The 26,141-nt window shown below is 64.5% G+C and carries 23 protein-coding genes; 12 read left to right on the forward strand and 11 right to left on the reverse strand.

Annotated elements, in window-relative coordinates; genetic code table 11:
- Positions 1-25: 25 nt before the first annotated feature.
- The 7 genes from VFC51_12455 (at position 26) to VFC51_12485 (ending at position 8,563) form a co-directional block, all read left to right on the forward strand.
- Positions 26-766 (forward strand): response regulator transcription factor, encoded by a 741-nt coding sequence (locus VFC51_12455; protein HZT07837.1) that lies wholly within the window; start codon positions 26-28, stop codon positions 764-766.
- 134 nt (positions 767-900) lie between these two features.
- On the forward strand, positions 901-1,410 hold the full coding sequence (locus VFC51_12460; GenBank protein ID HZT07838.1) for a hypothetical protein: 510 nt from the start codon (positions 901-903) through the stop codon (positions 1,408-1,410).
- 38 nt (positions 1,411-1,448) lie between these two features.
- Positions 1,449-2,351: a tyrosine-type recombinase/integrase gene (locus VFC51_12465; protein HZT07839.1), complete on the forward strand. Its 903-nt coding sequence runs from the start codon at positions 1,449-1,451 to the stop codon at positions 2,349-2,351.
- Between the two features lie 10 nt (positions 2,352-2,361).
- Entirely contained in the window at positions 2,362-4,230 is a 1,869-nt protein-coding gene (locus VFC51_12470; GenBank protein HZT07840.1) for a hypothetical protein, read from the forward strand.
- 615 nt (positions 4,231-4,845) lie between these two features.
- Positions 4,846-6,378, forward strand: a complete 1,533-nt coding sequence (gene rny / locus VFC51_12475) for a ribonuclease Y (GenBank protein HZT07841.1) — start codon at positions 4,846-4,848, stop codon at positions 6,376-6,378.
- Between the two features lie 66 nt (positions 6,379-6,444).
- Complete coding sequence (locus VFC51_12480; GenBank protein HZT07842.1) at positions 6,445-7,926, forward strand: histidine kinase N-terminal domain-containing protein; 1,482 nt, start codon at positions 6,445-6,447, stop codon at positions 7,924-7,926.
- A gap of 58 nt (positions 7,927-7,984) precedes the next feature.
- A complete protein-coding gene (locus tag VFC51_12485) occupies positions 7,985-8,563 on the forward strand; it encodes a response regulator (protein HZT07843.1) in 579 nt (192 codons plus the stop codon).
- A 19-nt stretch (positions 8,564-8,582) separates the two neighbouring features.
- On the opposite strand, the gene VFC51_12490 is transcribed toward VFC51_12485, so the two are convergent.
- Positions 8,583-8,855, reverse strand: a complete 273-nt coding sequence (locus VFC51_12490) for a hypothetical protein (protein ID HZT07844.1) — start codon at positions 8,853-8,855, stop codon at positions 8,583-8,585.
- Positions 8,856-9,029: 174 nt separating this feature from the next.
- On the opposite strand from VFC51_12490, the gene VFC51_12495 reads away from it, so the two are divergent.
- From VFC51_12495 to VFC51_12505, 3 genes are all read left to right on the forward strand, one after another.
- Complete coding sequence (locus tag VFC51_12495; protein HZT07845.1) at positions 9,030-10,217, forward strand: glycosyl hydrolase family 18 protein; 1,188 nt, start codon at positions 9,030-9,032, stop codon at positions 10,215-10,217.
- A 220-nt stretch (positions 10,218-10,437) separates the two neighbouring features.
- Positions 10,438-11,364 (forward strand): malate dehydrogenase, encoded by a 927-nt coding sequence (locus VFC51_12500; protein HZT07846.1) that lies wholly within the window; start codon positions 10,438-10,440, stop codon positions 11,362-11,364.
- Between the two features lie 66 nt (positions 11,365-11,430).
- Positions 11,431-12,516 (forward strand): isocitrate/isopropylmalate dehydrogenase family protein, encoded by a 1,086-nt coding sequence (locus tag VFC51_12505; GenBank protein HZT07847.1) that lies wholly within the window; start codon positions 11,431-11,433, stop codon positions 12,514-12,516.
- A gap of 31 nt (positions 12,517-12,547) precedes the next feature.
- Here VFC51_12505 and VFC51_12510 read toward each other — a convergent pair whose 3' ends face one another.
- The 9 genes from VFC51_12510 to ruvB form a co-directional block, all read right to left on the reverse strand.
- Positions 12,548-13,072, reverse strand: coding sequence for a zinc ribbon domain-containing protein (locus tag VFC51_12510; GenBank protein HZT07848.1), 525 nt, complete (start codon positions 13,070-13,072; stop codon positions 12,548-12,550).
- Between the two features lie 89 nt (positions 13,073-13,161).
- Positions 13,162-15,576: an endonuclease MutS2 gene (locus tag VFC51_12515; protein HZT07849.1), complete on the reverse strand. Its 2,415-nt coding sequence runs from the start codon at positions 15,574-15,576 to the stop codon at positions 13,162-13,164.
- A 48-nt stretch (positions 15,577-15,624) separates the two neighbouring features.
- On the reverse strand, positions 15,625-16,188 hold the full coding sequence (locus VFC51_12520) for a CvpA family protein (protein ID HZT07850.1): 564 nt from the start codon (positions 16,186-16,188) through the stop codon (positions 15,625-15,627).
- Positions 16,189-16,287: 99 nt separating this feature from the next.
- Complete coding sequence (pheT, locus tag VFC51_12525) at positions 16,288-18,708, reverse strand: phenylalanine--tRNA ligase subunit beta (protein ID HZT07851.1); 2,421 nt, start codon at positions 18,706-18,708, stop codon at positions 16,288-16,290.
- On the reverse strand, positions 18,705-19,739 hold the full coding sequence (gene pheS, locus VFC51_12530; GenBank protein ID HZT07852.1) for a phenylalanine--tRNA ligase subunit alpha: 1,035 nt from the start codon (positions 19,737-19,739) through the stop codon (positions 18,705-18,707). The genes pheT and pheS overlap by 4 nt, the downstream gene beginning before the upstream one ends.
- Positions 19,740-19,828: 89 nt before the next feature.
- Positions 19,829-20,182, reverse strand: a complete 354-nt coding sequence (rplT, locus tag VFC51_12535; GenBank protein ID HZT07853.1) for a 50S ribosomal protein L20 — start codon at positions 20,180-20,182, stop codon at positions 19,829-19,831.
- A gap of 49 nt (positions 20,183-20,231) precedes the next feature.
- The gene (gene rpmI / locus VFC51_12540) at positions 20,232-20,432 is read right to left on the reverse strand and encodes a 50S ribosomal protein L35 (GenBank protein ID HZT07854.1); all 201 of its coding nucleotides are present in this window, start codon (positions 20,430-20,432) and stop codon (positions 20,232-20,234) included.
- A gap of 59 nt (positions 20,433-20,491) precedes the next feature.
- On the reverse strand, positions 20,492-21,550 hold the full coding sequence (queA, locus tag VFC51_12545) for a tRNA preQ1(34) S-adenosylmethionine ribosyltransferase-isomerase QueA (GenBank protein ID HZT07855.1): 1,059 nt from the start codon (positions 21,548-21,550) through the stop codon (positions 20,492-20,494).
- A gap of 17 nt (positions 21,551-21,567) precedes the next feature.
- Entirely contained in the window at positions 21,568-22,605 is a 1,038-nt protein-coding gene (gene ruvB, locus VFC51_12550; protein HZT07856.1) for a Holliday junction branch migration DNA helicase RuvB, read from the reverse strand.
- 27 nt (positions 22,606-22,632) lie between these two features.
- Between ruvB and tgt the strand changes: the two genes are divergently transcribed.
- Positions 22,633-23,760: a tRNA guanosine(34) transglycosylase Tgt gene (gene tgt / locus VFC51_12555; protein HZT07857.1), complete on the forward strand. Its 1,128-nt coding sequence runs from the start codon at positions 22,633-22,635 to the stop codon at positions 23,758-23,760.
- A gap of 60 nt (positions 23,761-23,820) precedes the next feature.
- Positions 23,821-25,059, forward strand: a complete 1,239-nt coding sequence (locus tag VFC51_12560) for a FecR family protein (protein HZT07858.1) — start codon at positions 23,821-23,823, stop codon at positions 25,057-25,059.
- On the opposite strand, the gene VFC51_12565 is transcribed toward VFC51_12560, so the two are convergent.
- Positions 25,056-26,141, reverse strand: a 1,086-nt coding sequence (locus VFC51_12565; GenBank protein ID HZT07859.1) for a TGS domain-containing protein, incomplete at its 5' end; no start/stop codon positions are given. The two genes, VFC51_12560 and VFC51_12565, sit on opposite strands and share 4 nt — an antisense overlap.

A 26,141-nucleotide genomic window follows, 5' to 3' on the forward strand; every position in this document is an offset into this window, starting at 1 on the left:
TTGACAGAGCGATCAGGAGGCGGACGTGTACCCGAAAACCGCAAACGGGGCGTGCATAGCGATTGCTGACGACGACCCGAAGATGATCAGGCTCCTCCGAAAGAATCTGGAGCAGGCAGGCCACCGAGTCGTGTCGGCCAGCGATGGTCCCGGCGCGATCGACCTCGTCGAGACTCAGCAGCCAGACCTCTTGGTGCTGGATGTCGTGATGCCAGGAATGGATGGGTGCGAAGTCCTCACGCGGCTGCGGGAGTTCACCTGGCTGCCGGTGGTCATCCTGTCCGGCAAGGATGATGAGGCGGACATCGTTCGCGGTCTGGAAGCTGGTGCCGACGATTACGTCACCAAGCCCTTCGCCCCGCGCGAGTTCCTCGCGCGGGTCAACGCCGTCCTCCGGCGCGCGAACTTCGGGGCGGACGATCGCGGTGCCTCGGTGCTCGCGAATGGCGATCTCGTGATCGACTATGGCCAACATCTCGTGAAGCTCGGGGGCCGGGAGATCGCTCTCACGCCGACGGAGTATCGACTGCTCTCATGCCTTGGCCAGAACGTCGGGCGGACTCTCACGCAAGAGGAGATCCTGCTTCGGGTCTGGGGCAACGGCTATCAAGACGAGGCGCACCTCCTGCGCGTCAACGTGGCCCGCCTTCGGGCAAAGCTCGGTGAGAACGCGAACAGCACGAAGTACGTCGCGACTCGCCCTGGCGTCGGCTATACGATGCCGCGGATCGACGAAGGGAGTATGACGGAGCCCGCAGCTATGTAAGCTGCATCTGTCGCGCGATATCGAGTTGTGATGACCTGTGGACGGCGTGTAACGGCCCCGTGACCGATTCTGAAAAATAATTCGGCAACTAGACAGAAGATCTGTCGTGGCCGGCAAAGGAATGGCAAGACACCATGGCTGCGGAGGAGTTGTCGTATCGCATCCGAACAGCGACGTTGGAGGACGTACCGGTCATCCGTCAGGCGATGGGCGCTGCGTTATCGCACCCCGAGGGGAAGGGGCGTCGGGAAAGCTATCGTGCCCCGGCCACCCGGGGCGAGTTGCTGGTGCTGGAGCGATACGACCCGCGCGCGCGGGACTGGCGGATCGCGGCGCTGGTCGACTGGCACATGCGCGTCGACGACGTCCTTACCATCCGAGACATCGCCACAGAGGGTGAGATCGTCCATGCCGGGATGGTGAAGCATCTGATTACCGAGCTGATCCGGTCGCTTTCGCCTGTGGAGATGATCGTCAAGGCCCGAGCGGACGCGGCCCAATGGAACGACATATTTCGGAGCATCCCCGGGTTCGTCCTGGAGGGATCGGAGTATCGGCGGCCCAACTGGATCAACGTTTGGAAGTGGTCGCGCGAACTGGCCGCTCGCGCGACGCGCGCACCGGCGCCACGGTTCCGCCGGTGACGCGCGGGGCGAACCGGTAGTCGCTGGGAGGTATTGCTGTGGCCGATGGCCTGTCAGAGCACATCGATCAATTTCTCTTCCATCTCTCGGATCAGCGTCGCGTCGCGTCGAACACGATCGCCGCGTACGGCAACGACCTTCGGCAATTCTCGCAATACCTTCGGCTCACCAACGTCGTTGGCGTGTCTTCGGTGGCAGAGGGCTCGCTGCTCGACCCCGGGACTGTTGCTGGATTCGTCCTGCATCTTCGGGAGAAGGGATATGCCCAGGCCACGGTTGCGCGAAAAGTCGCGGCGGTGAAGTCGTTCTGTCACTACGCGGCGGAGATCGGGCTCATCTCGCACAATCCCGCCGCCGCGGTGGATTCCCCACGCGTGCATCGTGCTGCGCCGCAGGCTGTTGATCCTGAGCACGTGAGCGCGCTGCTGGACGTTGGGTGCGCTGGCGACATGCCCGACGATTTTCGCGATCGAGCCATGCTCACCCTTCTCTACCACTCCGGAATGCGCGTCAGCGAGCTTGTGGCGCTCGACGAACCGGACGTGGACTTCGACGCCTCGATCGTCTCGTGCCGCGGTCGCGCCGGGCGCGTGCGCGCCATTCCGCTCGCGGATTCGGCCCGGATCGTGCTTCAGGACTACCGCCTGAACGGTCGGCCGTATCTGGCTCGCGCTGAGGCCGCGGGCCCATCGGCGCTCTTTCTCAATCACCGCGGGACGCGATTGACGCGCCAGGGGTTCTGGCTCATCATGCGCGAGCGGGCGCGAATCGCCGGCCTCAACGTGCCCATCACCCCACACGCCCTCCGGCATTCGTTCGCCCTCCATCATCTCGGAAATGGCACGCCGCTTCGGGACCTCAAAGAGCTGCTCGGACACGTCAATATTTCGACGACTCAGATCTACACTCTCGCGAACCGAGCTACCAAAGCACCCGTCTAGCGCCCATCGCATGCGATTGCCGGCCGGCGCGGTGGTCGCCCTGCTGACGGCTATTCCACTCTGGGCGCCTGCGCAAATCACTCAGCCGGCTGCCACCCCATCCCCCGACGGTTCCCTTCGAGCGATTCAGGCCGCTGCTCCTCGTCCGCGGGACCTCAGGTCCCTCGCCACTGCGTTGGAGATCGATCCATCCCCGCGGCTCATCGCCAACGCCGATCCCCCGGACTATGCCCTAGGCCAAACCGACGAGTTCTGGATCGTTGCCCAGAACGTGCCTCGTCCCCTCCGTACAGAAGCCACCCTCCGTCTGGTGACTCGCCACGCGTACTGGTACGTCGAGCCTCAGTTTTCGGTGTCGGACTCCGATCTCAAAGGCGCGGCGGAGTTCTTCGACACGCGCATCTATCCAGAGGTCAGGCGGCTGATCGGGAACGAGGAATTCCCGGGCGTCGACAATGATCCGAGAATCACGGTCTTCAATGGTGACGTACCCGGTGTGGCCGGCTACTCGTCGTCGCTGGACTCGTACCCGGTTACGATCGCGCCCTTCTCAAACGAGCGCGACATGGTGTTCATAAACCTGCGCGTGGCTTCGATTGGGTCGCCGGACTATCTTGCCACCCTCACGCACGAATTCACCCATCTCGTCCACCGAAATGTGAAGCGATCCGAAGACACGTGGGTGAAAGAGGGGCTCGGCTTCATGATGCCCGCGCTCGTCGTTCCGAATTGGCCGATCGCGTCCGGATCTTTCAGCGCGAACCCGGATATCCCCCTCACTTCGTGGGCTGGCGACGGTCAAGGCGCAGAGCCAGCATCGGGCCATTATCAGGCCGCCGCCTGGTTTTTGCGGTATGTGATCGATCGATTCGGCACGGGAGCGTTTTCGTGCCTGTTGCGGCTCGACGACCGCGGACTCTCGCGAAGCGGACTGGCGCCGTCCTGCGGCGTGCCAGCCCTGTTCCCCGACGTCTTCATGGATTGGGCCGTCGCCAATGTTGTTGGCGCGCGGCCGGGCGGCGGTGTTCAGCCGTACACGGGCGATGCCCCCGACGCGCCGCGGCCTCGGAAGATCGAGCGAGTGGCGCCGGCCGAGGTGACCGCGGCCCAATTTGGCGCCGAATACTTTGATCTGCCGACTGATGGGCCTGTGACTGTTGATTTCGTCGGTGATTCTGAAGTTCCCGTCATCGGCGCCCCCCTCGGTGACCGGCCGAGCCTGTGGTACGCGGTACGCGCGGACGATTCGGTGGCGTCTTTGACGCACACGATCGATTTGACCAGGGCGACGCGCGCAGAGCTCCGCTATTCGCTATGGTTCGATCTGGAGCGCGACTTTGACTATGCGTACGTTGTCGCCTCCCGCGACGGCGGTCGGCATTGGGAACTGCTCCGGGCGAGCGACATGACGGCGACGAACCCGACTGGCTCAAATCTTGGGATCGGCTACACGGGTCAGAGCGGGTCGAACGTCTCGCCGCACCGGATCGACCAGTCCATCGACCTCACATCATTTCTCGGGAGCCGGGTGATGATCGGATTCTGGGTCGTGACGGACGATGCTGAAGTGCGCGAGGGTGTGGCGATCGACCGGGTGCGCATCGATTCGGACGACCCCTCTGCGTGCGTCGAAGAGAGCGACGCAGATTGGCGCGCAGAAGGCTGGGCGCGGATCGATCCGATCCTTCGGCAACGCTGGTCCCTCCGCGCCGTGGAATTCTCGGGGTCGGACGTTCGGGTGGAAGTCGTCCCGGTCGACGAGCAAGGCCACGCCACGTGGACTTCCGACGGTCGAGCGGTCGATCGCCGGGTGCTGGTCGTGGCCGCGACGACGCCGGTCACGCTGCGTCGATCGCACTATCACCTGGCGATACGTTGACGACGGCGAGCGCGGTTCCTGGTGTTTTCGCTCGGCCCCCGGCGGGCCGCCTGGTCGGGATCAAAAAGTCAATCGGGCTGCGGACCGGCTGAGGGCTGCGCGTCGTCCAAGCGCTGGCGGAGGAGCAGCACGAGTAGATGCTGACCCGACAGGCATCGACCTCCTTCGTTCGGTTCATACGCGTCTCTGTCGCCGCCGACTTGCGGGACCCATCGATTGAGCGTGTCACAATCGCGTCAACACATTCTGGATTCCGGCACGAGGCAGCGCTCAGCGATCCAACGATCGCCGAGCTGCTCGGCGACATGGAGGAGACGTTGCGCCAGGTCTCCAGAACTCTGAGGCGGGCAACCACGAAGGAGAGGACCCTGCTCGACGGGGCACTCTCCTTGTATCACACGTTAGGAACCAGCAAGTCGCCCCCGAGGCAACTGATGGTGGGCCGTCGTTTCTCCTGTATGCCTGTAGCCCGCACGTAAATGATCAAAGATGTCCCATTGATATCGGTTGACAGCCACAAAAATGGACAGATATCATGCGATTGGAGTTCCACAACTTGACGATAAACGAAGATGTTCAGTTGATGAGTTTGGAGCAACGGGGAGGCATTGAACGGTGGAGATCATCGGAGTCGTGATCGTGGCTCTCCTGGCGGCGCTGCTGGGCGCGGTGGTTGGGGGGCTTGCGATTCGCCGCGGGATTATCAGTCGTGCAGCTGAGCGTGAGGCGGCGGCTGCGCAAATCGTGATGGAAGCTGAGGGGAAAGGCAAAGAGCTGCTTCTCGAGGCAAAGGAAGAGGCAATTCGGGTTCGGAGTCTGGCCGAGAACGAGATTCGGTCGCAGCGCGGCGAGCTGAAGGCGGAAAGTCAGCGGCTCCGCGCCAAGGAAGAGTCACTCGACCGCAAGCTTGATTCGTTGGATAGCCGCGAGAGCAGGCTCTCGGAGCGCGAACGGGAGATCGAAGCTCGAAGCCGGGAGGTGGACGAGCTCCGCGCAGGCCAACGCCGCGAGCTGGAGCGCGTGGCGCAAATGTCCACCGAGGAGGCGCGTGGCGTGCTGCTCGGGCAGCTTGAAGGCGAGATGCGGGAGGAGGCCGCACGACAGGCCCGGTACATCGTCAATCAAGCGCGGGCCAACGCCGACGAAGAGGCGCGCCGGCTGATCACGCTGGCCGTGCAGCGACTCGCGGGAGATCACATCGGCGAGACGACCGTCACGACGGTGCCGATACCCAATGAGGAGATGAAGGGGCGCATCATCGGCCGCGAGGGTCGAAACATCAGGGCGCTCGAGGCAGCCACAGGCGTCGATCTGATCATCGACGAAACGCCCGACGCGGTGATGATCAGCGGGTTTGACCCGATTCGTCGCGAGGTCGCGCGCGTCGCACTGCAGCAGCTCGTCGCAGATGGACGGATCCACCCCGCACGAATCGAGGAGGTTGTCGCCAAGGCCACCGTGCAGGTGGAGGAAGGCATCTTGGCGGCGGGCGAGGAGGCAGCGCTCGAAGCAGGCGTGCACGGGCTGCACCCGGAGGTTCTCAAAGTCTTCGGCCGGATGAAGTATCGGACGAGCTACGGCCAGAACCAGCTCCGTCACTCGGTCGAGGCCGCCCAAATCGCGCGCATGCTGGCGTGCGAGCTCGGGGCAGACGCGGAGGTCGCCGCGCGAGCCACGCTCTTGCACGATCTCGGGAAAGTCATGACCCACGAGGTCGAGGGCCCGCACCACGTGATCGGCGCCGACTTTGTCCGCCGATTTGGCGAGTCACAGCGCGTGGTTGACGCCATCATCGAGCACCACGATACGGATCCGGAAGCGGTGAGTCTCGAAGCCGTGATCGTGCAGGCCGCGGACGCCATCAGCGGGGCGAGGCCGGGCGCCCGGCACGAGAGCGTCGAGCACTACATCAAGCGCCTCGAGGCGTTGGAGCAGGTTGCGAACTCGTTCCAGGGCGTCGAGAAGAGCTTCGCAATCCAGGCAGGCCGCGAAGTGCGTATTATTGTCAAACCGGAGGAGGTCGATGATCTCGGGTCCATTCGCTTGGCCCGGGACATCGCCAAGAAGATCGAGGAAACCCTTCAGTATCCGGGTCAGGTTCGTGTCACGGTCGTTCGCGAAACTCGCGCCTTCGAGATCGCTCGATAGACCACGCGCAGCTCTGGGGGGCCACCGTGGGCAGCATCGCTGGAGCCTGGATACCGTACGATCGCCGTGGAGAGCAGTAAGCTCTTAGGCACCTACGACGGGTGCACCGACCTCGAGCCGGAGGACCGGGCCTACCTCGAGCGGATCCTCAAGGCGCTGCCGCTGCTGGCTGATATCGCCCATGCGGACCTTCTGGTGTGCGCGCGCGCCGGCGACGACGCGGTGGTCGTGTCGCATGCCGCGCCCAATCCCGTTCCGTCTTTGTATCCGCGCTCTCAGACAGGACACCGATTCTTGCGCCGCGATCGAAATCGCATCTTTCGTGTTCTCCAGGACCGCAAGGAGCACGCGCTGGTGAGCGGCACGCTGGTCTGGGGTGCGCCAACCCTCCAGGAGGTCTTCCCTGTCCGCGATCGTTCGAATCGACTGATCGCGGCAGTCAGTAGCAACCGCAACCTTTTGGAGCACGAGCGCTTTCAGCGCCGCGATGCGCAATTTCGCTCGATGGTTGCGCGCGTGTTGGACCAGGGCTTCTCGGGCCGACTCAATGGCGCCGAGAATCTGGGCCGATTCACCGAGCACGACGGAGTCCTCACCGTCGACAATCGTGGGATCATTCGATACATGAATTCGCTTGCTGAGAACCAATACCGGCGAGTGGGGTACGTGGACAGTCTGCTGGGCCAGCAGATTTCCGAGCTGGACACCAATGAGTACATCTGCTTTCGAAGCATGGAAAGCGGCGTGTGTCTCGAGCAGCGTGTCACCGAACAGGACCAGGTCTGGATAAAGCGAGCGCTTCCACTTCTACCCGCTTTGCCGTCTGGGCCGTGGTGGCGACATAAGCCGGTCGATACGCAGCCATCGGGCGCCGTCGTGTTTATCCAGGACATCACGGATGAGGTCCGGCGCGAGCAGGAGCTGAAGGCCAAGTCGGCGATGATCCAGGAGGTCCACCACCGCGTGAAGAACAATCTCCAAACGGTGGCGTTCCTCTTGCGAATGGCGGCGCGGCGGGCGACATCTCCCGAGGCTAGCGAAACCCTCCGCCAGACGATGGGGCGAATCCTGAGCATCGCGGTCGTGCACGAGTTCCTCTCCCGCGGGGACCAGAGCGAGATTGACATTCGCGACGTTTGCGCCCGAATCGTGGCGGAGGCGCGCGGCAGCGCTCCCGAGAGGACAAAGGGGCTGGAGATCACACTTGCGGGCGAATCGTTCTCGTTGCCAGCTCAGCAGGCCACCTCATGCGCCCTCGCGGTCAACGAGCTGTTGCAGAATGCTGTCGAGCACGCGTTTCCCGATCGCACCGACGGCCACATTCACATTTGCCTGGACGAGACTGACGCGAGCATGGTGATCAGGATCGCCGATGATGGCATCGGGCTACCGCGCGGCTTCAACCCGGCCGAAAGCTCCGCCCTCGGGCTCAAGATCGTGCAGACGTTGGTTCGCGACGATCTTCGCGGACAGCTGAACTTTTGCAGCGCGCAGGGTGTGACCGCGGCGATCTTTATTCCCAAGGACCTCTGCTCTCGGTTGCGATAGGCTCAGCCGCTGGCTCGCGGTCGCACGGTGACGGGTGACCGAGCGGGAAAGGGGACGGATGGCGCCCACCCGAATTGTCATCGCGGAAGACGAAGCGATTCCACGATTTGGTCTGCGTGAGATGCTCGAGGACCAGGGCTACCTGGTGATCGGTGAGGCCTCGGATGGCCGAAGTGCCGTTGACATCGCGCGCGACCTGCGTCCCGATCTCGTCATCATGGACATCATGATGCCCGAGTTGGACGGCATCAGCGCCTCGCAACTGCTTGCCGAAGAAAAGATCGCGCCCGTGCTCCTCGTAACCGCGTACAACGACCGCGACCTCGTCGGGCGCGCAACGGAGGCCGGTGTTTTCGCCTACGTATCGAAGCCGTTCACCGAGGCGCAGCTCATCCCGCAGATCGAGATTGCACTGGCCCGGTTTCGGGAATTTCAGGATCTCGTGGAACAAGCCGACGATGCGAAGTCAGCGCTTGAGACGCGGAAGATCGTGGATCGGGCAAAGGTTGTGCTCATGCAGACAGAGGGCCTCAGCGAAGCAGACGCCTACCGCCACATCCAGCGCACCAGCATGAACAACCGCCGGCCCATGCGCGACGTGGCAGAGTCCATCATTCAGAGCCACTCGACCGGCTGACGATCAGCCGTCCTCCCGCTCAGCGACCGGGCCCAGCCCCGGGAGTCAGGACAGGGGCCGATGGGAGAAAGGGCACGTCGGCGCCGGTGAAGCGTGCAACAAGTAGCGCGACCGCCACGAACAACACGAGCATCACGATAGCCAGCGCCCCTGCAAGGATCAGCCCGCATCCAAACTTGAAGCCGTCGGCAACGCGCAGGCTCAAAGGCACCCCAGGCCACGGCAGCTCAACGCGCTGGGGCAGGGACTGTCCTTCCTCCGGTTTCTCGATGGTTTCTGTCTCCTCTGACACCGAATAACACCAACCGGGGCGTGCGGGCGATCACCCGCGCCTTACATCTGGATTACAGTGCAGCGGGGTGTCGACTAATGTGCGGAAGCGCCGACATTCTACGAGTCTGCAGGTCCGTCGGGCAACGCGGCGCTCGGTATAATCGCGGGTTGTGCCGATTTTGGGTTTCACTTCTTGACACAACTGGCGCGCCTGCTCGTCGGGCTCATTATGCTCGGCATCTCGCACGGTGGTCCGCCCCCCGAGGTGGCAACCAGGCACCACGTTCCTGGTGACCAATCGGTGCGCGCGGTCATCGCGCCGCGCGACGTCCCGGATGTGGCGCCGTCCGACGTCGCCGTCGCGGCGGAGGAGTCAGACAGCGATCCAGGCGTGTGGGCCTCGGCGGTCCGTGGGCTTCCAATGGGCCGGCCGCTTCGGCTCGCGTACTACTTCCCGCAGGATTCCGCGTCGTTCGACTCTCTCCGCGCAAACATTCGACATCTGGACGTCGTCGCGCCGCACTGGCTCACCATCGACGCGACGGGGTCCGTTGAGTCCATCGAGGGTCCTCAAGCCGTCGCGTTTCTTCACGGCTCGAGCGCCCTCGTCTTGCCGTCGGTTGCGCTGACGAGTAAGCGCGCCGGCCATGCGATCGTCACCGACGCGGAGGTCCAGAGCGAAGCGTTGGGCGAGCTGGTAGCCGCGGCGGAGCCCTGGGATGGCCTCGCGCTTGATTTCGAAGGCCTCGACCCAGACGATCGCGGAGCGCTATCCGATTTCATCAACCAACTTGGGACGAGTCTGCACGAGCAACGAAAACTCTTTGCCATCGCTCTTCCGGCGAAGACGCGCGACACAACGACGGGGTGGGCCGGCGCGTACGACTACGCGGCCATCGCGAGTTCGGCCGATCTCTTCCTCGTGATGGCTTACGGGTTCCGCACGGGAAGCAGCGGGACGCCCGGCTCGACGGCGCCGCTTCCGTGGGTCGATGCGAGCATGGCTTACGCGGCCTCCGTGATCGATCCGAACCGCCTGATTCTCGGCGTCCCGTTCTACGGCTACGACTGGAACGTGACGCGCGGACCGCCGGCACGAGCACTGCGGTACCGTGACGTTCGAGATCTCCTCGATCGCACCGGCGCTGTCCCCTACATCGATCCGGAGTCCGCCTCGGCCACCTTCGAATACTTCGATGGCGAGCAGCAGCATGAGGTGTGGTACGAGGACGAGCGGTCCCTCGCCGCGAAGCTCAACCTCGTGCGGAAGTACGCCCTGCGCGGCGTTGGGGCCTGGCGCCTGGGCCAAGAGGACCCGAAGGCTTGGGTCGTATGGGACCAGGTCATGGCGGTGCCCTTCGTCAATGCGCAGCTTCCCTGAATAGCGTATCCGGCCATTTAGCTTCTCGCCGCCCGCTGATGGAACGGCGCGCCGGGAGTGTGGTAAGCTGGGTGCTTGGCGCGTTTCTCCTCAACTGGTCGGGTACATCGACTGAGCGCTCCTCGATCGGGAAGTAATTTCAAACGGGATAGGTGCGCGCTCCGGCAGACGTCCGGCTCGAATAGCGCCACGCAAATCGAGACGTTTTGTGGAGGTTCGTATGAAGCTAACCATGATCGGCGCGGGCCGGGTTGGCACGACCACGGTGTTCGAGCTGCAGCAGGAGGGCGGGTTCACCGAGATCGTGCTTCTCGACATCATGGAAGAGAAAGCATGGGGCGAAGCGCTGGACTTCCGGCACGGCGCATCCCGCGCGCCCCGATGCGACATCTCCGCCCACGGCAAGGACTACGCGGCGTCGCGAGATTCCGACATGATCATTATCACCGCCGGAATTCCCCGTGCGCCCGGGCAATCCAGGCTCGACCTCTTGAAGGCGAACGTCGAAGCGATGGGGCCGATCCTCGCGGAGGTCGGAAAGGTCAACCGAAACGCCATCTTGCTGATGGTCGCGAATCCGGTCGACGTGCTCACGTACCAGGCGGTGAAGGCCCTCGGGTGGCCGGCCGATCGCGTATTCGGGCTGGGGAACGTCCTCGACACCGTACGGTTCCGATCGCTGCTGGCGGAGAGGCTTGGCGTCCACGGCGGCCAGATTAGCGTCTACATGTTGGGCGAACACGGCGATAGCATGCAGGCGGTCACCGCAAACGCCAGTGTCGCCGGCATCCCGCTCAAGCAGTTTCCCGGATATTCCGATGAGATTTTGAAGGATGTGATCGAGCAAACGCGCATCGGCGGGGCGGAAGTCATTCGCACGAAGGGTGGGACCTTCTACGCCGTTGCGCCCTCGATCTGCTGGGTCGTCCAGTCGGTCCTTCGCGATAGCAAGGAGATACTGCCGATCTCCTCATTGCTCACCGGTCAGCACGGCATCTCCAACATCTGCGTGTCCCTCCCCTGCGTGGTGGGCGCTGGCGGCAGAGAGCGGGTCCTCGAGATTCCCCTTACCGGAGAGGAGCTGGCCGGAGTACAAAACTCGGCGCGCATCTTGCGCGAGTCGGCGGACGCGGTCGGGCTCCGCTGAACCGTTGGTGGCCCGGGGGTCTGAGTTCCGACAGCCTCCCCACGAGATTGAGCACGGAGGACTTTCATGGCATACCGCATCACCCTGATCCCTGGCGATGGGACAGGACCGGAAATCGTGGAGGCGACACGCCGCGTCCTGGAGGCCACCGGGGTGGCTTTCGATTGGGAAGTTCATGAGGCGGGCGATGAGGTTCTTGCGCGAGAAGGAACTCCCCTGCCCGATTCTGTGCTCGAGTCAATTCGGAAGAACAAAGTGGCGTTGAAGGGGCCGATCACAACACCCGTGGGCACCGGCTTTCGAAGCGTCAACGTCGCTCTGCGCCAAGCCCTGGACCTGTATGCGAACGTTCGCCCATGCAGGACCTATCGCGGTGTGCGCTCCCGATATCAGGACGTGGATGTCGTGATCGTTCGGGAGAATACCGAGGATCTGTACGCGGGAATCGAGTTCGAGCAGGGCACTGACCAGACCAGGCGCCTGATCGACATCCTGACTGAGATGAGCGGCCAGCAGATCCGGCCTGACTCCGCCATCAGCATCAAGCCGATCTCCATCTATGGAACGCAGCGAATCGTCCGGTATGCCTTCGATTACGCGCGGCGGAACCGAAGGCGCAAGGTCACGGCCGTGCATAAGGCCAATATCATGAAATACACGGACGGGCTGTTTCTCGAGGTCGCGACCGAGGTTGCGAAAGAGTACCCGGACATTCAGTACGAGAACCTGATCGTCGACAACATGTGCATGCAGCTCGTGCAAAAGCCGGAGCTCTACGACGTGCTGGTATTGCCCAACCTGTACGGCGATATCGTGTCTGATCTCGCGGCCGGCCTCGTGGGCGGGCTCGGCGTTGCGCCCGGAGCGAATGTCGGCGAGATCGGCGCGGTCTTCGAGCCGATCCACGGGAGCGCGCCAAAATATGCGGGCCAGAACAAGGTCAATCCCACCGCGACGATCCTATCTGGCGCCCTCATGCTGCGGCATCTCAATGAAGTTGATGCCGCCGAGCGCGTCGAAAAGGCGATCGCGATGGTGATCGACGAGGGGAAGGACGTGACCTACGACTTGAAGCCACGGCCTGACGATCCGAGCGCCGTGGGCACGGCGCAGTTCGCCGATGCCGTCATCGCGGCGATGCGGAAGCTCTGAAGCTCCCCGATAGGTTGGCGCTAACCGGTCGTCAAGATGTGGCCGGGTCTCGAATCGGCTTGACCAGCTCTCGCCCCACCTCGGTGGCAGTCGCCGGCGCAGCCGAGGCAAGGGTGGGGGGCGTCCCGCAGTAGGGGCAGAGTCGCCAGCGAAGCAGAATCGGGCGCTCGCAACGCTGGCACGGCTGTCGCAAGCGCGCCTGGCACCAAGGACAGAAAAGAAAGTCCGCTTCGACCGGCTCCTGGCAGGACGGACAAACGGGACGGTCGTTCATCGACCAGTAGAGCGCTTCTTCTTCCAGGGACTGGCTGTACAGCTCGGCTACTGTTCGCTGCGGGCGAAGCATGAAATAGACCAGCAGCCCAGGGAAGTTGAAGACCACGACCAGAAGCGTTGCCGCGATCTGGAGGGCGACGTCCGTGGTGCGGGATCGGATGTCCTGGAACGTCCACCAGACCGCCGCGATCCACAGCGCAATGAAGTACGTGAAGAGAATCGTGAGGCCGACGCGAACGATGCGCTCAGCTTGGATCAGGATGTCTTCAATCGGCTGCACAAATTCAAGTGTATCGCATCGTCAATCGTCGCCACGAGCCTGGTACGCACCTGTCACGCGGCGGTTCGCCAGCGCCGAGGGCGACTCCCCTAGCTCGCGAGGTGGACAATGGTCGCGCCCTCGCCGCCCTCCGCGCGGTCGGCGCCCTCGTGCGAGCGAACCAACGGGTGGTTCGTCAGCAGGTCGCGCACTGTCTGGCGAACCGCCCCGGTGCCCTTGCCATGAATGATCCGCACCGTCCGGGCGCCTTCCATGTAGACGTCGTTCAGGTACCGGTCCAGACGGTACCGTGCTTCTTCGGTCGTCAAGCCGCGAAGATCGAGTTGCGACTCAATCGGTGACCAGATCGGTGCGCTCGGGCCGTCCACGTCGCCCGCCGCCAATTGACCGGCGGCGACCGCGCGCTCTCTCGGTGTCTGGACCGCCGCGCGCTCTTCGCGGCGAACGAGCTGCCGCGGTTCGACGCGGACGCGCTTCCCGCCAACGTCCACCTCGACGACGCGGCCTCCGTCGGTGACCGCTCGCACAGTGCCCCGAGCGCCGAGGGTCGTGACCTCGACGTGATCGCCGATCGAGAAACTCTCTGGCGGGGTTGGCTCGTCGCGGCCGGGTGATGGCGTTTGGCCGATTGCGCGAAGTCCGGCGATGCGCCCCTCGATCTGGGCGAGGCGCTCGCGCTCGGCTCGGAGCCCGCGCAGCTCGCGGCGCAGCTCATCCGCCTCCCGCGCCAGCTCGGAGATCGTAGCTTCCCGCACGTGCTCGGCCTGGGCGATGACGGAAGCCCGATCGCGCTCGATGGCGGCCAGTCGCGAGCGCAGCTGCTGGTTCGCCCGCTCGGCATTGGCGCGAATCTGCGCCGTTTCGGCGCGGTCCTCCCGCGCCTGGGCCAGATGCGCGTGGATCTCGGAGAGAAGCTGGTCCACTTGCCGCTCCGCGGGGTGCGTTCGATCGCGCGCATTGGCGACGATGTCCCCTGGCATGCCCAGGCGCTCGGCAATCGCGAGGGCGTTGCTCCGCCCGGGGAGGCCAATGATCAGGCGGTACGTCGGCTGCAGCGTGATGGGATCGAACTCGACGGAGGCGTTTTCGACGCCCGGCGTCGCGTAGGCAAACGCCTTCAGCTCCGAGTAGTGCGTTGTCGCCACGGTGAAGATTCGCGCTTCCACCAGATACTGGAGGATGGCTTGCGACAACGCAGCGCCCTCTTGGGGATCAGTCCCGGCGCCGATCTCGTCCAGGAGCACGAGCGATCTTCGGTCGGCGGACTTGAGGATTTCCACGATGCGCGTCACGTGCGAGGAGAAGGTCGACAGGCTCTGCTCGATGCTCTGCTCGTCGCCAATGTCGGCATAGATTCCCGAAAAGACTGCCAGCGCCGAGCCTTCATCGGCGGGAATCTGCATTCCGGCCTGGGCCATGGCGGCCAGAAGTCCGGCGGTTTTCAGCGCGACCGTCTTGCCGCCAGTGTTCGGGCCGGTGATGAGCAGCGCGTGAAAAGCTCCCCCCAGCTCGATGTCGATCGGCACAACGTCGCCACGGAGGAGCGGATGCCGCGCCCCAACGAGATGAATCGCGCGGCGATCGTCCGCGCCTCGCGTGCTGGAATCCGTCAACGGGATCAGCGTGGGCCGCGATGCGTGCATCTCCATCCCGAGCTTGGCCATGGCGAATGCGAGGTCGATTCGGGCCAGCGACTCGACCGTCTCGACGAGGCCGAACTGGGCGGCGTGGACGCGTTCGCTGAGGGCCTTCAGAATGCGCTCGATCTCGCGCTCTTCCTCGATGCCGTGTTCCCGCCACACGTTCGTCAGCTCGACGATGGCGAGCGGCTCGATGAACACCGTGGCGCCGCTCGCAGACTGATCGTGTACGATGCCGCGGACCCGCCCCCGAAAATCGGATTTGATGGGCAGGACGTATCGCCCGCTGCGCATGGTGACGACCGGTTCCTGCAGGGCGTCTCGGACCGTTGAGCTTGCCATCAGCTCGTTGATTCGGCGCATTAGCCGGTCGTACGCGCCACGCATATCTGATCGGATGCGTCGCAGGCGCTCGCTCGCGCTGTCGAGCACCAGCCCTTCGTCATCGATGCCCAGGCGAATGGCGTTCTCGAGTTCGTCGAGGTTCGCGATGCCCCGCGCGAATCGGGCGAGCGTTGGCGCGCGGATCTCCTGCCGTTCGACGAGATGGCGCACTGCACGGCCCGCTGCGATCGTCGACGCGATCTCCAGCAGCTCGAACGGATTAAGCGTTCCCCCTATCGCGGCGCGACGCACGTGAGCCCGGACGTCATGGGCTCCCCGCACGCCGGTGTTGGGCCGGACCTCCAGCAGGTGACGCGCCTCTTCGGTCGCGTTCTGGCGGCGCTCGACTTCCGAGGGGTCAGTCGAAGGCAGGAGATTGCTGACGAGCGACTCGCTTGCCGAAAAGGCGCAACGCGCCGCGACGAGGTCGAGGACCTTGTCGAATTCCAGGGTTTGCAGGTGGCGGGCAGACATCCCCATGGCTGATGCATCAAAGGCTAGGCGCGGCGCGTCTGCCCGATCCTCCCTCTACAGACAGCGTTCGCACGCGTCCTTTGTCGAGACGGGCATCCATTCCGCGACCCTGCCGGTGATGCCCGGGAACGTCTCGGCCACGAGGGGAATGAACGGCGTGGTCTGAATCTCCAACCGCACATTCTCCCGCGCTCCGTCGAGGTATGCCCACGGCTGGTCCGTCGCGACCAGCAGCATTCCCGTGAGCTGCGCAACCGCGAGCAGCCCGGCGAAGAACCCGACGATGGCGCCCACACCCCCCTCGATGTAATTGTTGCGAACGAGGCGCGTTCGACGGTACGTGACAAGCAGGACGAGAAAGAGGACGATTGTGATCAATAGCGTGACGATGAAATAGGTGACCGGCAGGCCTCGATCGGCCGAGACGCCTGCCCACGGACCGGTGAGCCGGCTGAGCGGCCTGGAGATCGTGTTTCCACCGATGGCTCCGATCAGAATCGACGCGATCAAAAACAGCTCTTTGACAACACCTGAGCGCATTCCGAACAGAATCGCTGAGATCCAGATGAGAATGAAAAGGAAGTCCAGCGCAGTCATGGCGCCCAGGAATTCGATCATCGTCCCCTCCGATGGCATACCGGACGTTGCCGCCAGCGAACACGGATATTACATCTATCGGAGGCCCCGAAACCGCGAATCGTCATGTACATTCGGCCACTATCGGCCGCGAATGCGCGCGCCGAGATCATTGGCCAGGTGCGATTCGATCGCGTCGACCGCGGCGTTTACGTCTGCGTCTTCGAGGGTCCGGTCGGGCGCTCGAAAGGTGAGGCGGTAGGCGAGGCTCACCGTGCCGTCCGGGATGCCGGTCCCGCGATAGACGTCGAAGAGCGCGGCCCGCTCGAGCAGGGGGCCTGCGCTCCGTTCAATCGTCGCGAGTACGCGCGCATGCTCGATCGCTTCTGGCACGATCAGGGCGAGATCGCGAGATACGGCCGGGTACCGTGGGAGCCCCCGCACTTCGATCTCCTCGCGAGCCATGGCAAGAACGGGCCCCAGGTCGATCTCGGCCGCGTTGAGCCGCAATCCACGAAGCTCGAATCGCTCCGCGACGATCGGATGGACTTCGGCGACGACGCCCACCGGCTCGGCCTTGCCCCCAATCTGGATCGAGCCGGCGCGACCGGGGTGGACCCAGGGCGCATCCGACCCGGGGACGACGTGGATGGGCACGTTCAGCGCGCTCATCGCGGCCTCGATGGCGGCCTTGATATCGAAGAAGTCGAATTCCGACGGGTTGGCGTTCCAGTCGGCGGGATCTCGACGTCCCGCCATTGCGATGGCGAGTCGGCGCTCCTCGCGCGGAAGTGGGGCCAGGGGGGGAAGATAGACGCGAGCGATCTCGAAGATCGCAACGCGCGTTTGGTACCGCAAATTGGACGCCACGGTGGACAAGAGGCTTGGAAGCAGCGACGTGCGAAGCCGGCTCCGATCGATGCTCTGGGGATTCGCCACCGGAATCGCATCCGGATCAGGCGGCCCTTCCGGGAACGAGGACGCTGCATCGAGCCGACTCTGGGCATAGGGATCGACGAGGGAGTAGGTGATGACCTCCTGGAGGCCCGCCGCGGCCACCGCGGAGCGGAGGACGCTCTCCCAACGGAGCGTTGGATCCTCGTGCGTGGGCGGCAGCGCGCCGGATGGCAGCACGACGGGAATGACGTCGTAGCCGACGACGCGGGCCACTTCCTCCGAGATGTCCGCCTTGCCCTCGACATCGCGCCGCCAGGTCGGCGGCGTGGCCACGAATTCGTCGCCGTCCCGGCGGACCGCGAACCCCAGCCGGCTCAGCACGGACTCGATTTGAGCGCCCGGATATGCGTGACCGATGAGGTTCTGAACGTCTCGGGCGCTAAAGCGGATGGGCTCCGGGGGCGGAACGTGCGCGTCCACGTCAACCAACGCACCTTCCAGGGTGGCCTCCGCCAGCTCCGCCAACATTTCGGCGGCGCGACGCGAGGCGAGGGGCGGCAATTCCGGGTCGAGCCCCTTGTCGAATCGCTTGGACGCCTCGGTTTGGAGGTGAATGGTTCGCGAGGTTCGTCGGATCGAGGCGGCGCTAAAGGTCGCCGACTCGAGAACCACTCGCGTCGTCGAACCGGTGATTTCGCTCTCGCCGCCGCCCATGATGCCGGCGAGCGCGACCGGCGCCGCCGAGTCGGCGATGACGAGCATGTCGGGCGAGAGCTCGCGTTCGACGCCATCGATGGTGGTGATGCGCTCGCCAACTCGGGCGGGCCGCACGCGGATCGTCAAGTCGCGGAGGCGGTCAGCGTCGAAGGTATGAAGCGGCTGCCCCAGCTCCAGCATCACGTAGTTACTGACGTCCACGACGTTGCTGATCGGGCGAACGCCGCAGAGATGGAGTCGCCGCTGGAGCCATGGTGGGGAGGGCGCGACGTGGACGTTGGTCAGCAGCTGACCTGTGTACCGTGGGCACAGGGCTCGATCGTCGACGAACACCCGGAGGGGCGAATCGCTCCCGGAGCTCCCGTCGCGTTTCTCTCGCCCCTGCCAGGGCAGCCTGACCGTTGCGCCGGTGATGGCGCCGATCTCGCGCGCGATGCCGACGATTCCGAAGCAGTCGGGCCGGTTCGGAGTCAGCTCGACGTCGAAGACTTCATCGCCCAGGTACGCGGCCAGATCCATGCCGATGGGGGCATCGGGCTCGAGCACGTAGATGTGCTCGTCGTCGTCGGAGATGCCCAGTTCCGCCCCGGCGCACAACATCCCCTCAGAGGTGATCCCGCGAAAGCGCCGAGCTTCGATCACCCGCCGCTCATCGAGCTGCCCGCCAGCTCGAATGACTGGTACGACGTCCCCAGCACGAAGATTCTGGGCTGCCGTGACGAGGGTGAGGGTGGTCTCTCCGATGTCGACCCGTGCGACGAACAGATTGTCCGCCCCGCTGTGGCGAGCGATGTCGACGACGCGACCGATGACGATTCGTCGCCACTGCGCGCCGACGGAGTGGATGTTCCCGACCTCAGTGCCGGCCATGGTCAGGCGATGCGCGATCTCCGCGGCAGGCGCGTCGATCTCGACGAACTCACGGAGCCAGCGAAGCGGCGCTCTCATGGAAACTGCTGCAGGAAGCGGAGATCATTGCCGTAAAAGAGCCGAATGTCGTCCACAGCGTGCTTGATCATTGTGATCCGCTCGGGGCCCATGCCAAACGCGAAGCCATTGACGCGCTCAGGGTCATACCCGACGTTGCGCAGGACATTGGGGTGCACCATGCCTGCGCCGAGCATCTCGATCCACCCGCTGGATTTGCACACGCGGCAGCCCTGGCCGCGACAGATCGGACACTGGACGCTCATGTCGACCCCCGGCTCGACAAAGGGGAAGTAGTCGCAGCGAAATCGCGTCTGGATCTCTGGCCAGAACATGCGTTGAGCGAAGGCCACCAGCACGCCCTTGAGGTCGGCCATTGTGAGTCCGATGTCCACGGCCAGCCCCTCCACCTGAGAGAACATCCACTCGTGAGACGCGTCCTGCGCCTCGTATCGATAGCAGCGTCCGGGAACGAGAATTCGAATGGGAGGCTGCGTCCGCTCCATGACCCGCGCCTGGTTGGGGGACGTGTGCGTCCTGAGGAGCACGGAGGGAGGATCGATGTAAAAGGTGTCGAACATGTCCCGCGCGGGATGCTCGTGCGGGATATTGAGCGCCTCAAAGTTGTACCAGTCCAGCTCAACCTCGGGCCCTTCGGTGACCTGGAACCCCATGTCACGAAAGATCTCGATGATTCGCCGCAGCGTTTGGGTGATGGGGTGGAGTCGCCCTGTGTGCAAACGTCGGCCGGGCAGCGTCACGTCGATGCGCTCCGCTTCGAGTTGGCGCCGCAGCTTTCGCTCGCGGATCTCGGCCACACGAGTGTCGAACGCGCTCTCGATCTCTCGCTTGGATGCGTTCGCGGCCTGGCCCGCGGCCGGTCGCTCCTCGGGCGGGAGCTGGCCGAGGGATTTCATGTGCTCGGCCAACGCACCACGACGGCCGAGGTACGCTGTGTGCCACGCCTCGAGCTGGGCGTCGTCCTCGGTCTCTCGCAGCTCCTCGAGGGCGCGCCTGGTGAGCTGCCGCAGATTGTCATCGAAGGTTGTCACGACCGCTCCTCGTGATTGGTCCACGAAAAACGCCCCCGTCTCGGAGACAGAGGCGTCTATCGCCGCCGTGGATCGGACTGGTCGTGAAGTCAGACCGACGCTTTGGCGCTCTCGATCAGGGCGGCAAATTCAGCCCGATTGTTCACGGCAAGCTCGGCGAGCATCTTCCGGTTGATCTCGATCCCGTGGCTCGCGAGCGCTGCCATGAATCGACTGTAGGAAAGCCCATGCTCGCGCGCGGCGGCGTTGATCCTGGTAATCCAAAGCCGGTGAAAATCGCGCTTGCGGTTTCGCCGGTCCCGGTACTGGTACGCGAGCGCGTGCAGGAGCGATTCTTTCGCAGTCTTGATCAACCGGTGGCGCGAGCCAGCGTGTCCCGCCGTCTGGCGCAAGACCTTTCGATGCCGCCTACGAGCAGTAACTCCTCTCTTAACGCGGGTCATCGTTCTCCCTTGAAATGTCTCTTAGAGAAGGAAATGGCGTCGCGGACGGCTATTTTGCGTACGGAACCAACTGGCGAATGCGCGATACGTCGACGCGCGCGACCGCGTGCATCTCATCGTATTCCCGGGCCGATCGCTTCGAGCGATTTCTGCGCAGGTGGCTCTTGCCGCAGCGCGTGCGCATCAACTTTCCGGAGCCGGTCACCTGCATACGGCGCGCGGTCGCCTTGTGCGTCTTGAGTTTGGGCATACATCACCTCGGCGCGTGATTGTAGCACGGCTGTTGCGCGGTCGGCCAAAATAACGCCCCTACCGGATCAGCATCGCATCGCCAAAGCTGTAGAAGCGGTAGCGTTCCGCGACCGCTTCTCGGTATGCGGACAGGATGCGCTCTCGGCCGGCGAACGCAGAGACGAGGAGCAGGAGCGAGCTCTTGGGCAGATGGAAGTTCGTGAGCATCACGTCAACGGAGCGGAACCGGTACCCGGGCGTAATGAACAGGTCTGCCCAGCCCTGGCACGGGCGCAGGTCTCCTGATGCCGCGGCATGCTCGAGAGCGCGGACCGTCGTCGTGCCCACCGCCACCACCCGCCCGCCCTCGCGCCGCGCACGGTCCACCAGCTCTACCGTATCGGCCGGGACGTCGATCCACTCCGTGTGGATGTGGTGCTGGCGCAGGTCCTCGACCGCGATCGGCTTAAACGTGTCCAGGCCGATGTGCAGGGTGATCATCGCCCAATGGGCGCCGCGGCTCTTGACCTGTTCGATGAGCGACGGCGTGAAATGGAGCCCCGCGGTCGGCGCGGCCGACGATCCCTCAACGTCGGCGTACACCGTCTGGTACCGGTTCGGGTCGCCCGCGTACGCCCGGATGTACGGCGGCAGCGGCACCTCGCCCCAGCGCTGGATCACCTCGTGCGCCGCCTCCGCGCTGGGGAAGTGGATCACCCGCGCGCCTTCGACCGCTTCGCCGACCTCCAACGATATCTCGCCGTCGACGATCAGCTGCTGACCTGTACGCAGGCGATGGGCGCGGGTGAGCGCCAGCCATGCGGCCGGCGCAATGGATCGAAGGAGGAGGATCTCCACCGCGCCGCCAGAGTCCGCCTTGCGCGCGTGGATTCGACACGGGACGACGCGGCTGCGATTCGCGACGACCACGTCCCCTGGGGAGAGCAATGACGGGAGATCGAAGACGTGGCGATGCTCGACGTGCCCGGTCGCCCGATCCAGCACGAGCAAGCGGGCGGAATCGCGCGGCTCGGCTGGCGTCTGGGCGATCAGCTCGCTGGGCAGGGCGTAGTCGTACCCGGACAATGCGTGCGCCGACAGCGAATCGGAGGAGGCGGAGGCCTTGCCGTGTTCCATGGGTCGAGACGTCCCGTTTACAGCAGCGGCTCTTGCCATTCATCCGCACGAGGCGATTTCGCGGGAGGCGTCCGACCAAGATGCTCATACGCCCGTCGGGTCACAACACGACCTCGCGGGGTACGCGCGAGAAATCCCAACTGGATGAGGAACGGCTCGTACACGTCCATAATGGTATCCGCGTCCTCGCTCGTCGCCGCGGCGATGGTGTCGATGCCGACCGGTCCGCCTCCAAACTTGTCGATGACCGTTTCCAGCACGGTCCGGTCGACCTCGTCGAGCCCGATCTCGTCGACCTCCAGGCGGGCGAGCGCATCACATGCCACCGAGCCGGTGATGACGCCGTCTGCGCGCACCTGCGCGAAGTCGCGGACCCGCTTCAGCAGTCGGTTCGCGACGCGCGGGGTCCCGCGCGACCGTCGCGCGATCTCGGCGCACGATGCATGGTCAATCCTGACATCGAGGATGAGCGCTGAACGGTTGACGATCTCGACGAGCGCGTCCTGATCGTAGTAATCGATGCGATACGTCACGCCGAAGCGGTCGCGAAGGGGTGAGCTGAGCATCGCCATTCGGGTCGTCGCCCCGATGATGGTGAACCGCTGCAGACTCAATCTGAGGCTCTGCGACGCTGCGCCCTTGCCAACGATAATGTCCCAGACGAAATCCTCCATCGCCGGGTATAGCGATTCCTCGACGATCCTGCTCAGTCGATGGATCTCATCGATGAACAGAATGTCGCCGCGATTCAAGCGCGTGAGGATCGCAGCCAGCTCGCCGGGGTGCTCGATCGCCGGCCCCGACGTGGTGCGGATGTTGACGTGCATCTCCGCAGCGATGATATTGGCGAGCGTCGTCTTACCGAGGCCGGGGGGACCATACAGGAGCACGTGCTCGAGGGGCTCCTTTCGGGCAACGGCGGCGTCGAGGAAGATCGCCAGGTTTTCCTTGATCTTCTTCTGCCCGATGAATTCGTCAAGGCTTCGCGGGCGCAGGGTGGTCTCGATGCTCTCATCTTCGATTCGAGCATTGGCGGTCAAAAGACGGTCAGTCACGCGGCCTCCTAGGACGGAAGTATACCGGTGACGCCTGCCTTCGGATTGCGCGACCTCCACGTCGCCGGCTCGGCACGCGCCGGAGTCCTGCGCACGGCCCACGGAGAGATCGACACGCCGGTCTTCATGCCCGTCGGCACCCAGGCATCGGTAAAGGGGCTGATGCCGAGCGATCTCGAATCCGCCCGCGCGTCCTGCATCCTGGCGAACACGTACCACCTCTGGCTTCGGCCTGGAGCCGAGTTGATCCGCCGCGCCGGAGGGCTGCACGCGTTCATGGGCTGGCACCACCCGATCCTCACGGATAGCGGCGGGTTCCAGATCATGAGCCTCGCTCACCTCGTCGAGATCGACGAAGAGGGGGCCGCCTTTTGCTCCCATCTCGACGGATCGGCCAGGCTGCTCCGACCGGAGGACGCAATGGCCGTGCAGGCGCTCCTGGGGTCTGACATCGCCATGGTGCTTGACGTGTGCACGCGCTATCCGTCGCCGCGCGCGCTACTGGAGCGCGCGGTGGCGCGGACGTTGCGCTGGGCGGAGCGATGCATCGGAATCCCCCGATCGGACGGCCAAGCGATATTCGGGATCGTGCAGGGTGGCACGGAGCCGGACCTTCGCGTTGCGTGCGCCGAAGCCCTTGCCGCGATGCCGTTCGACGGATATGGAATCGGCGGACTGAGTGTGGGAGAGCCGCGCGATCAGACGTGGCCGGCGGTGGCCGCGGCATGCTCTGCGCTACCAGTCGACCGTCCGCGTTATCTCATGGGCGTCGGCGCCCCAGTGGACCTCATGGAGGCGATCGCACGGGGAGTAGACATGTTCGACTGCGTGCTCCCCACGCGCCTGGGTCGTCATGGCTCGGCGCTCGTGCCGGGCGGCCGATTGGACCTTCGCAAGATCACCCTCGCGCGCAGAGACGGTCCTCTCGATCCGGCGTGCGACTGTCTCGCCTGCACCAAATTTTCGGTCGGATATCTCCACTACCTGACCCGCGCGGATGCCGATCTCGCGCGCGTTTTGCTCAGTGTGCACAACGTTCGATTTCTCACGCGGCTCGCATCGGCAGCGCGAACTGCTATCCTGGATGGGTCGTTCGCCGAATTCCATCGGGTTTGGACGGCCACGAACACTGGAGCCGCGCGCGAGGAGCGATGAGTTCTGACAATCGGCGGAGGACGCACCTCTCCTCATCGCGTCGATGGAATTGAGCGCGCAATGAGCGCGGCACCGACGCGCACGGCGACCGTCGCGCTCGAACGGCGGCGTGAGACTCGCATGCGCCTGCTGATCTGGCTCGCGCTTTCGTGCGCATTCGCGATCTGGCTCGCGCTGGTCGCTGTCGCCGCCGCGTGGGTCCGGGAATTTTTCCAGACGTCCGCGGCGCCCGCACCGGCCGTGCTGGAGCAGGTGGGCGGGATCGTGCTGTACCGGGAGGCTGGGGCCCGCGCCGACGTCAGCGTCGCGCAGGGGATGCAGATCTTCGACGGCGATGAGGTGAGCACAAGCCCCGGATCATCGGCAACTCTTCGCGCCTTCGACGGGTCATCGCTTCAGATCTATCCGGATGCGCGGCTGCGAGTTGACGCGAGTACGATCGGCCGATTCACCCCCGCCGCGACCCGAGCGGAGTTTGCCCTGCTCACCGGCGCGATGCGGCTGTCTATCGCCAGCGCGGAGAATCAGGCGCATACGATGCGCATAACGACGCCGCGAGGCGCCGCGACCTTCGCGTCCGGTGAATACACCCTCCGAGTGACCGGCGAGGCGGTGCGGATCTCCGTCTGGAATGGGAAGGCCACGGCTGATGTTGGGGGGCGCTCCGTCAATGTGGCTGAGGGGAAAAAGCTGATCGTCAGGTCGGCGGAGCCGGGCGATTACGCTGTGGTCGACGTGATGGAGAATGTGGTCGTCAATGGGGATTTCGCGCGTGGCTACGATGCGTGGGAGCCATGGGAGGACCGGGAGCAGAACCGACCGGACGTACCCGGGCATCTCGCCATCGAGCGCCCCGGGGAAGCCAGCGCCCCCTCCGTTGCGATGAGGGTCACGCGCAACAGCGAGCGCGACGCGCACAACGAGACGGGCCTTCGCCAGGTGGTGAACCGAGACGTCGCCGGCTCTCGCGCGGTGCGCGTTGAGGCGATGGTACGGGTTGACGACGCATCCCTCTCCGGCGGTGGCTATAGCGGAACAGAATATCCCCTCATGATTCGCATTCGTGCCCACGATCGCCGCGGCGGGGACCAGGTATGGACCCATGGGTTCTACTATGCGAATTCCGAAGACCGGCCCGTCCAATTTGGCGAGATCGTTCCCCAGGGAACCTGGGTCAAGTTCTCCGCCGACCTGACACAGGCATTCAGCCAGACCGCGACGATCGATTCAATCGAAGTATTTGGCGCGGGTCACACCTTCGACGCATCCATCGGCGCGGTGAAGCTGCTCGTCGACTAACCCGCCTCGCGCTGGACGTTGAAGACGTCTCGAACCCCTTCGATGCGCGCCATCACGCGACTCAGCTTCTCGAGGTCGGGCACGCTCAGCGTGGCGGATACGACGGCCGTTTGGTCCTTTTGAACCGCGACGGTCATGCCGTTGATGCTGAGCTTCTCGTCCGCAACCACGGCGGCTATGTCGCGAACCAGCCCCTCGCGATCGTAGGCATAGATCCGCATCGAGACCGGAAACGACTCCGTACCCGACGTGCCCCACTGGACGGCGACGAGGCGTTCCGGCTCGTCTTCGTTGCGAATGCTGCTGCAGCCGACCTGGTGGACCGTGATCCCGCGGCCCCGGGTGATGAACCCGATGATCTGATCGCCCGGCACAGGGTTGCAGCAGCGCGCGAGGCGCGTGAAGAGGTCGCCGACGCCGTCCACGCGCACGCCACCGGTCTTCTCCTGGATCGGCGTGGTGATCGCAGGCACCGCCGGCTCGGCTGGGGGGAGCAGCGTGCCGAGCTTCGAGGCGAGCTGCTGGGGGTGGATCTCTCCGAAGCCCATCGCGGCAAAGAAGTCGTCGACTTTCTCGTAGCTGAAGGCGGCGGCCACGTCGTCCAGCTTGACGTCGGAGAGCCCGAGGCGCTTGAGCTCCTTGTCGACCAACTCTCGCCCATGGGCGATGTTCTCCTCGCGAGCCTCTCGGCGAAACCACTGCCGGATCTTTTCGCGCGCGTTTGCCGTTTTTGTGTATCCGAGGGCGGGGATCAGCCAGTCTCGGCTCGGCCCGCGCGACGCCTTGCTGGTGATGATTTCGACGATATCGCCGTTGCGCAGGGGTCGATCGAGGGGAACCAGCCGCCCGCTCACTTTGGCGCCGACGCACCGATGCCCCACTTCGGTATGGATGCGGTAGGCGAAGTCAATGGGCGTGGCGCCCCGTGGGAGCTCCTTGATCTCGCCCTTCGGCGTGAACACGTACACCTGTTGCTGAAAGACGTCTGTGCGGAGCGTGTCCACAAAGGCCTGGGCGCTCCCCACGACGTCTTTCTGCCAGTCCATGAGCTGCCGGAGCCATGCGATTTTGGCGTCGAGATG

It is taken from the genome of Chloroflexota bacterium (assembly GCA_035652535.1).
In the GTDB taxonomy this organism is placed as follows: Bacteria; Chloroflexota; UBA6077; order UBA6077; family SHYK01; genus DASRDP01.

What these genes read in the sequence shown, in the direction of transcription:
- VFC51_12460 (HZT07838.1), top strand. Translation starts at nt 901, where the DNA reads ATGGCTGCGGAGGAGTTGTCGTATCGCATCCGAACAGCGACGTTGGAG.
- VFC51_12470 (HZT07840.1), top strand. Translation starts at nt 2,362, where the DNA reads ATGCGATTGCCGGCCGGCGCGGTGGTCGCCCTGCTGACGGCTATTCCA.
- VFC51_12485 (HZT07843.1), top strand. Translation starts at nt 7,985, where the DNA reads ATGGCGCCCACCCGAATTGTCATCGCGGAAGACGAAGCGATTCCACGA.
- VFC51_12500 (HZT07846.1), top strand. Translation starts at nt 10,438, where the DNA reads ATGAAGCTAACCATGATCGGCGCGGGCCGGGTTGGCACGACCACGGTG.
- VFC51_12505 (HZT07847.1), top strand. Translation starts at nt 11,431, where the DNA reads ATGGCATACCGCATCACCCTGATCCCTGGCGATGGGACAGGACCGGAA.
- VFC51_12515 (HZT07849.1), bottom strand. Translation starts at nt 15,576, where the DNA reads ATGGGGATGTCTGCCCGCCACCTGCAAACCCTGGAATTCGACAAGGTC.
- VFC51_12520 (HZT07850.1), bottom strand. Translation starts at nt 16,188, where the DNA reads ATGATCGAATTCCTGGGCGCCATGACTGCGCTGGACTTCCTTTTCATT.
- pheT (HZT07851.1), bottom strand. Translation starts at nt 18,708, where the DNA reads ATGAGAGCGCCGCTTCGCTGGCTCCGTGAGTTCGTCGAGATCGACGCG.
- rplT (HZT07853.1), bottom strand. Translation starts at nt 20,182, where the DNA reads ATGACCCGCGTTAAGAGAGGAGTTACTGCTCGTAGGCGGCATCGAAAG.
- rpmI (HZT07854.1), bottom strand. Translation starts at nt 20,432, where the DNA reads ATGCCCAAACTCAAGACGCACAAGGCGACCGCGCGCCGTATGCAGGTG.
- queA (HZT07855.1), bottom strand. Translation starts at nt 21,550, where the DNA reads ATGGAACACGGCAAGGCCTCCGCCTCCTCCGATTCGCTGTCGGCGCAC.
- VFC51_12560 (HZT07858.1), top strand. Translation starts at nt 23,821, where the DNA reads ATGAGCGCGGCACCGACGCGCACGGCGACCGTCGCGCTCGAACGGCGG.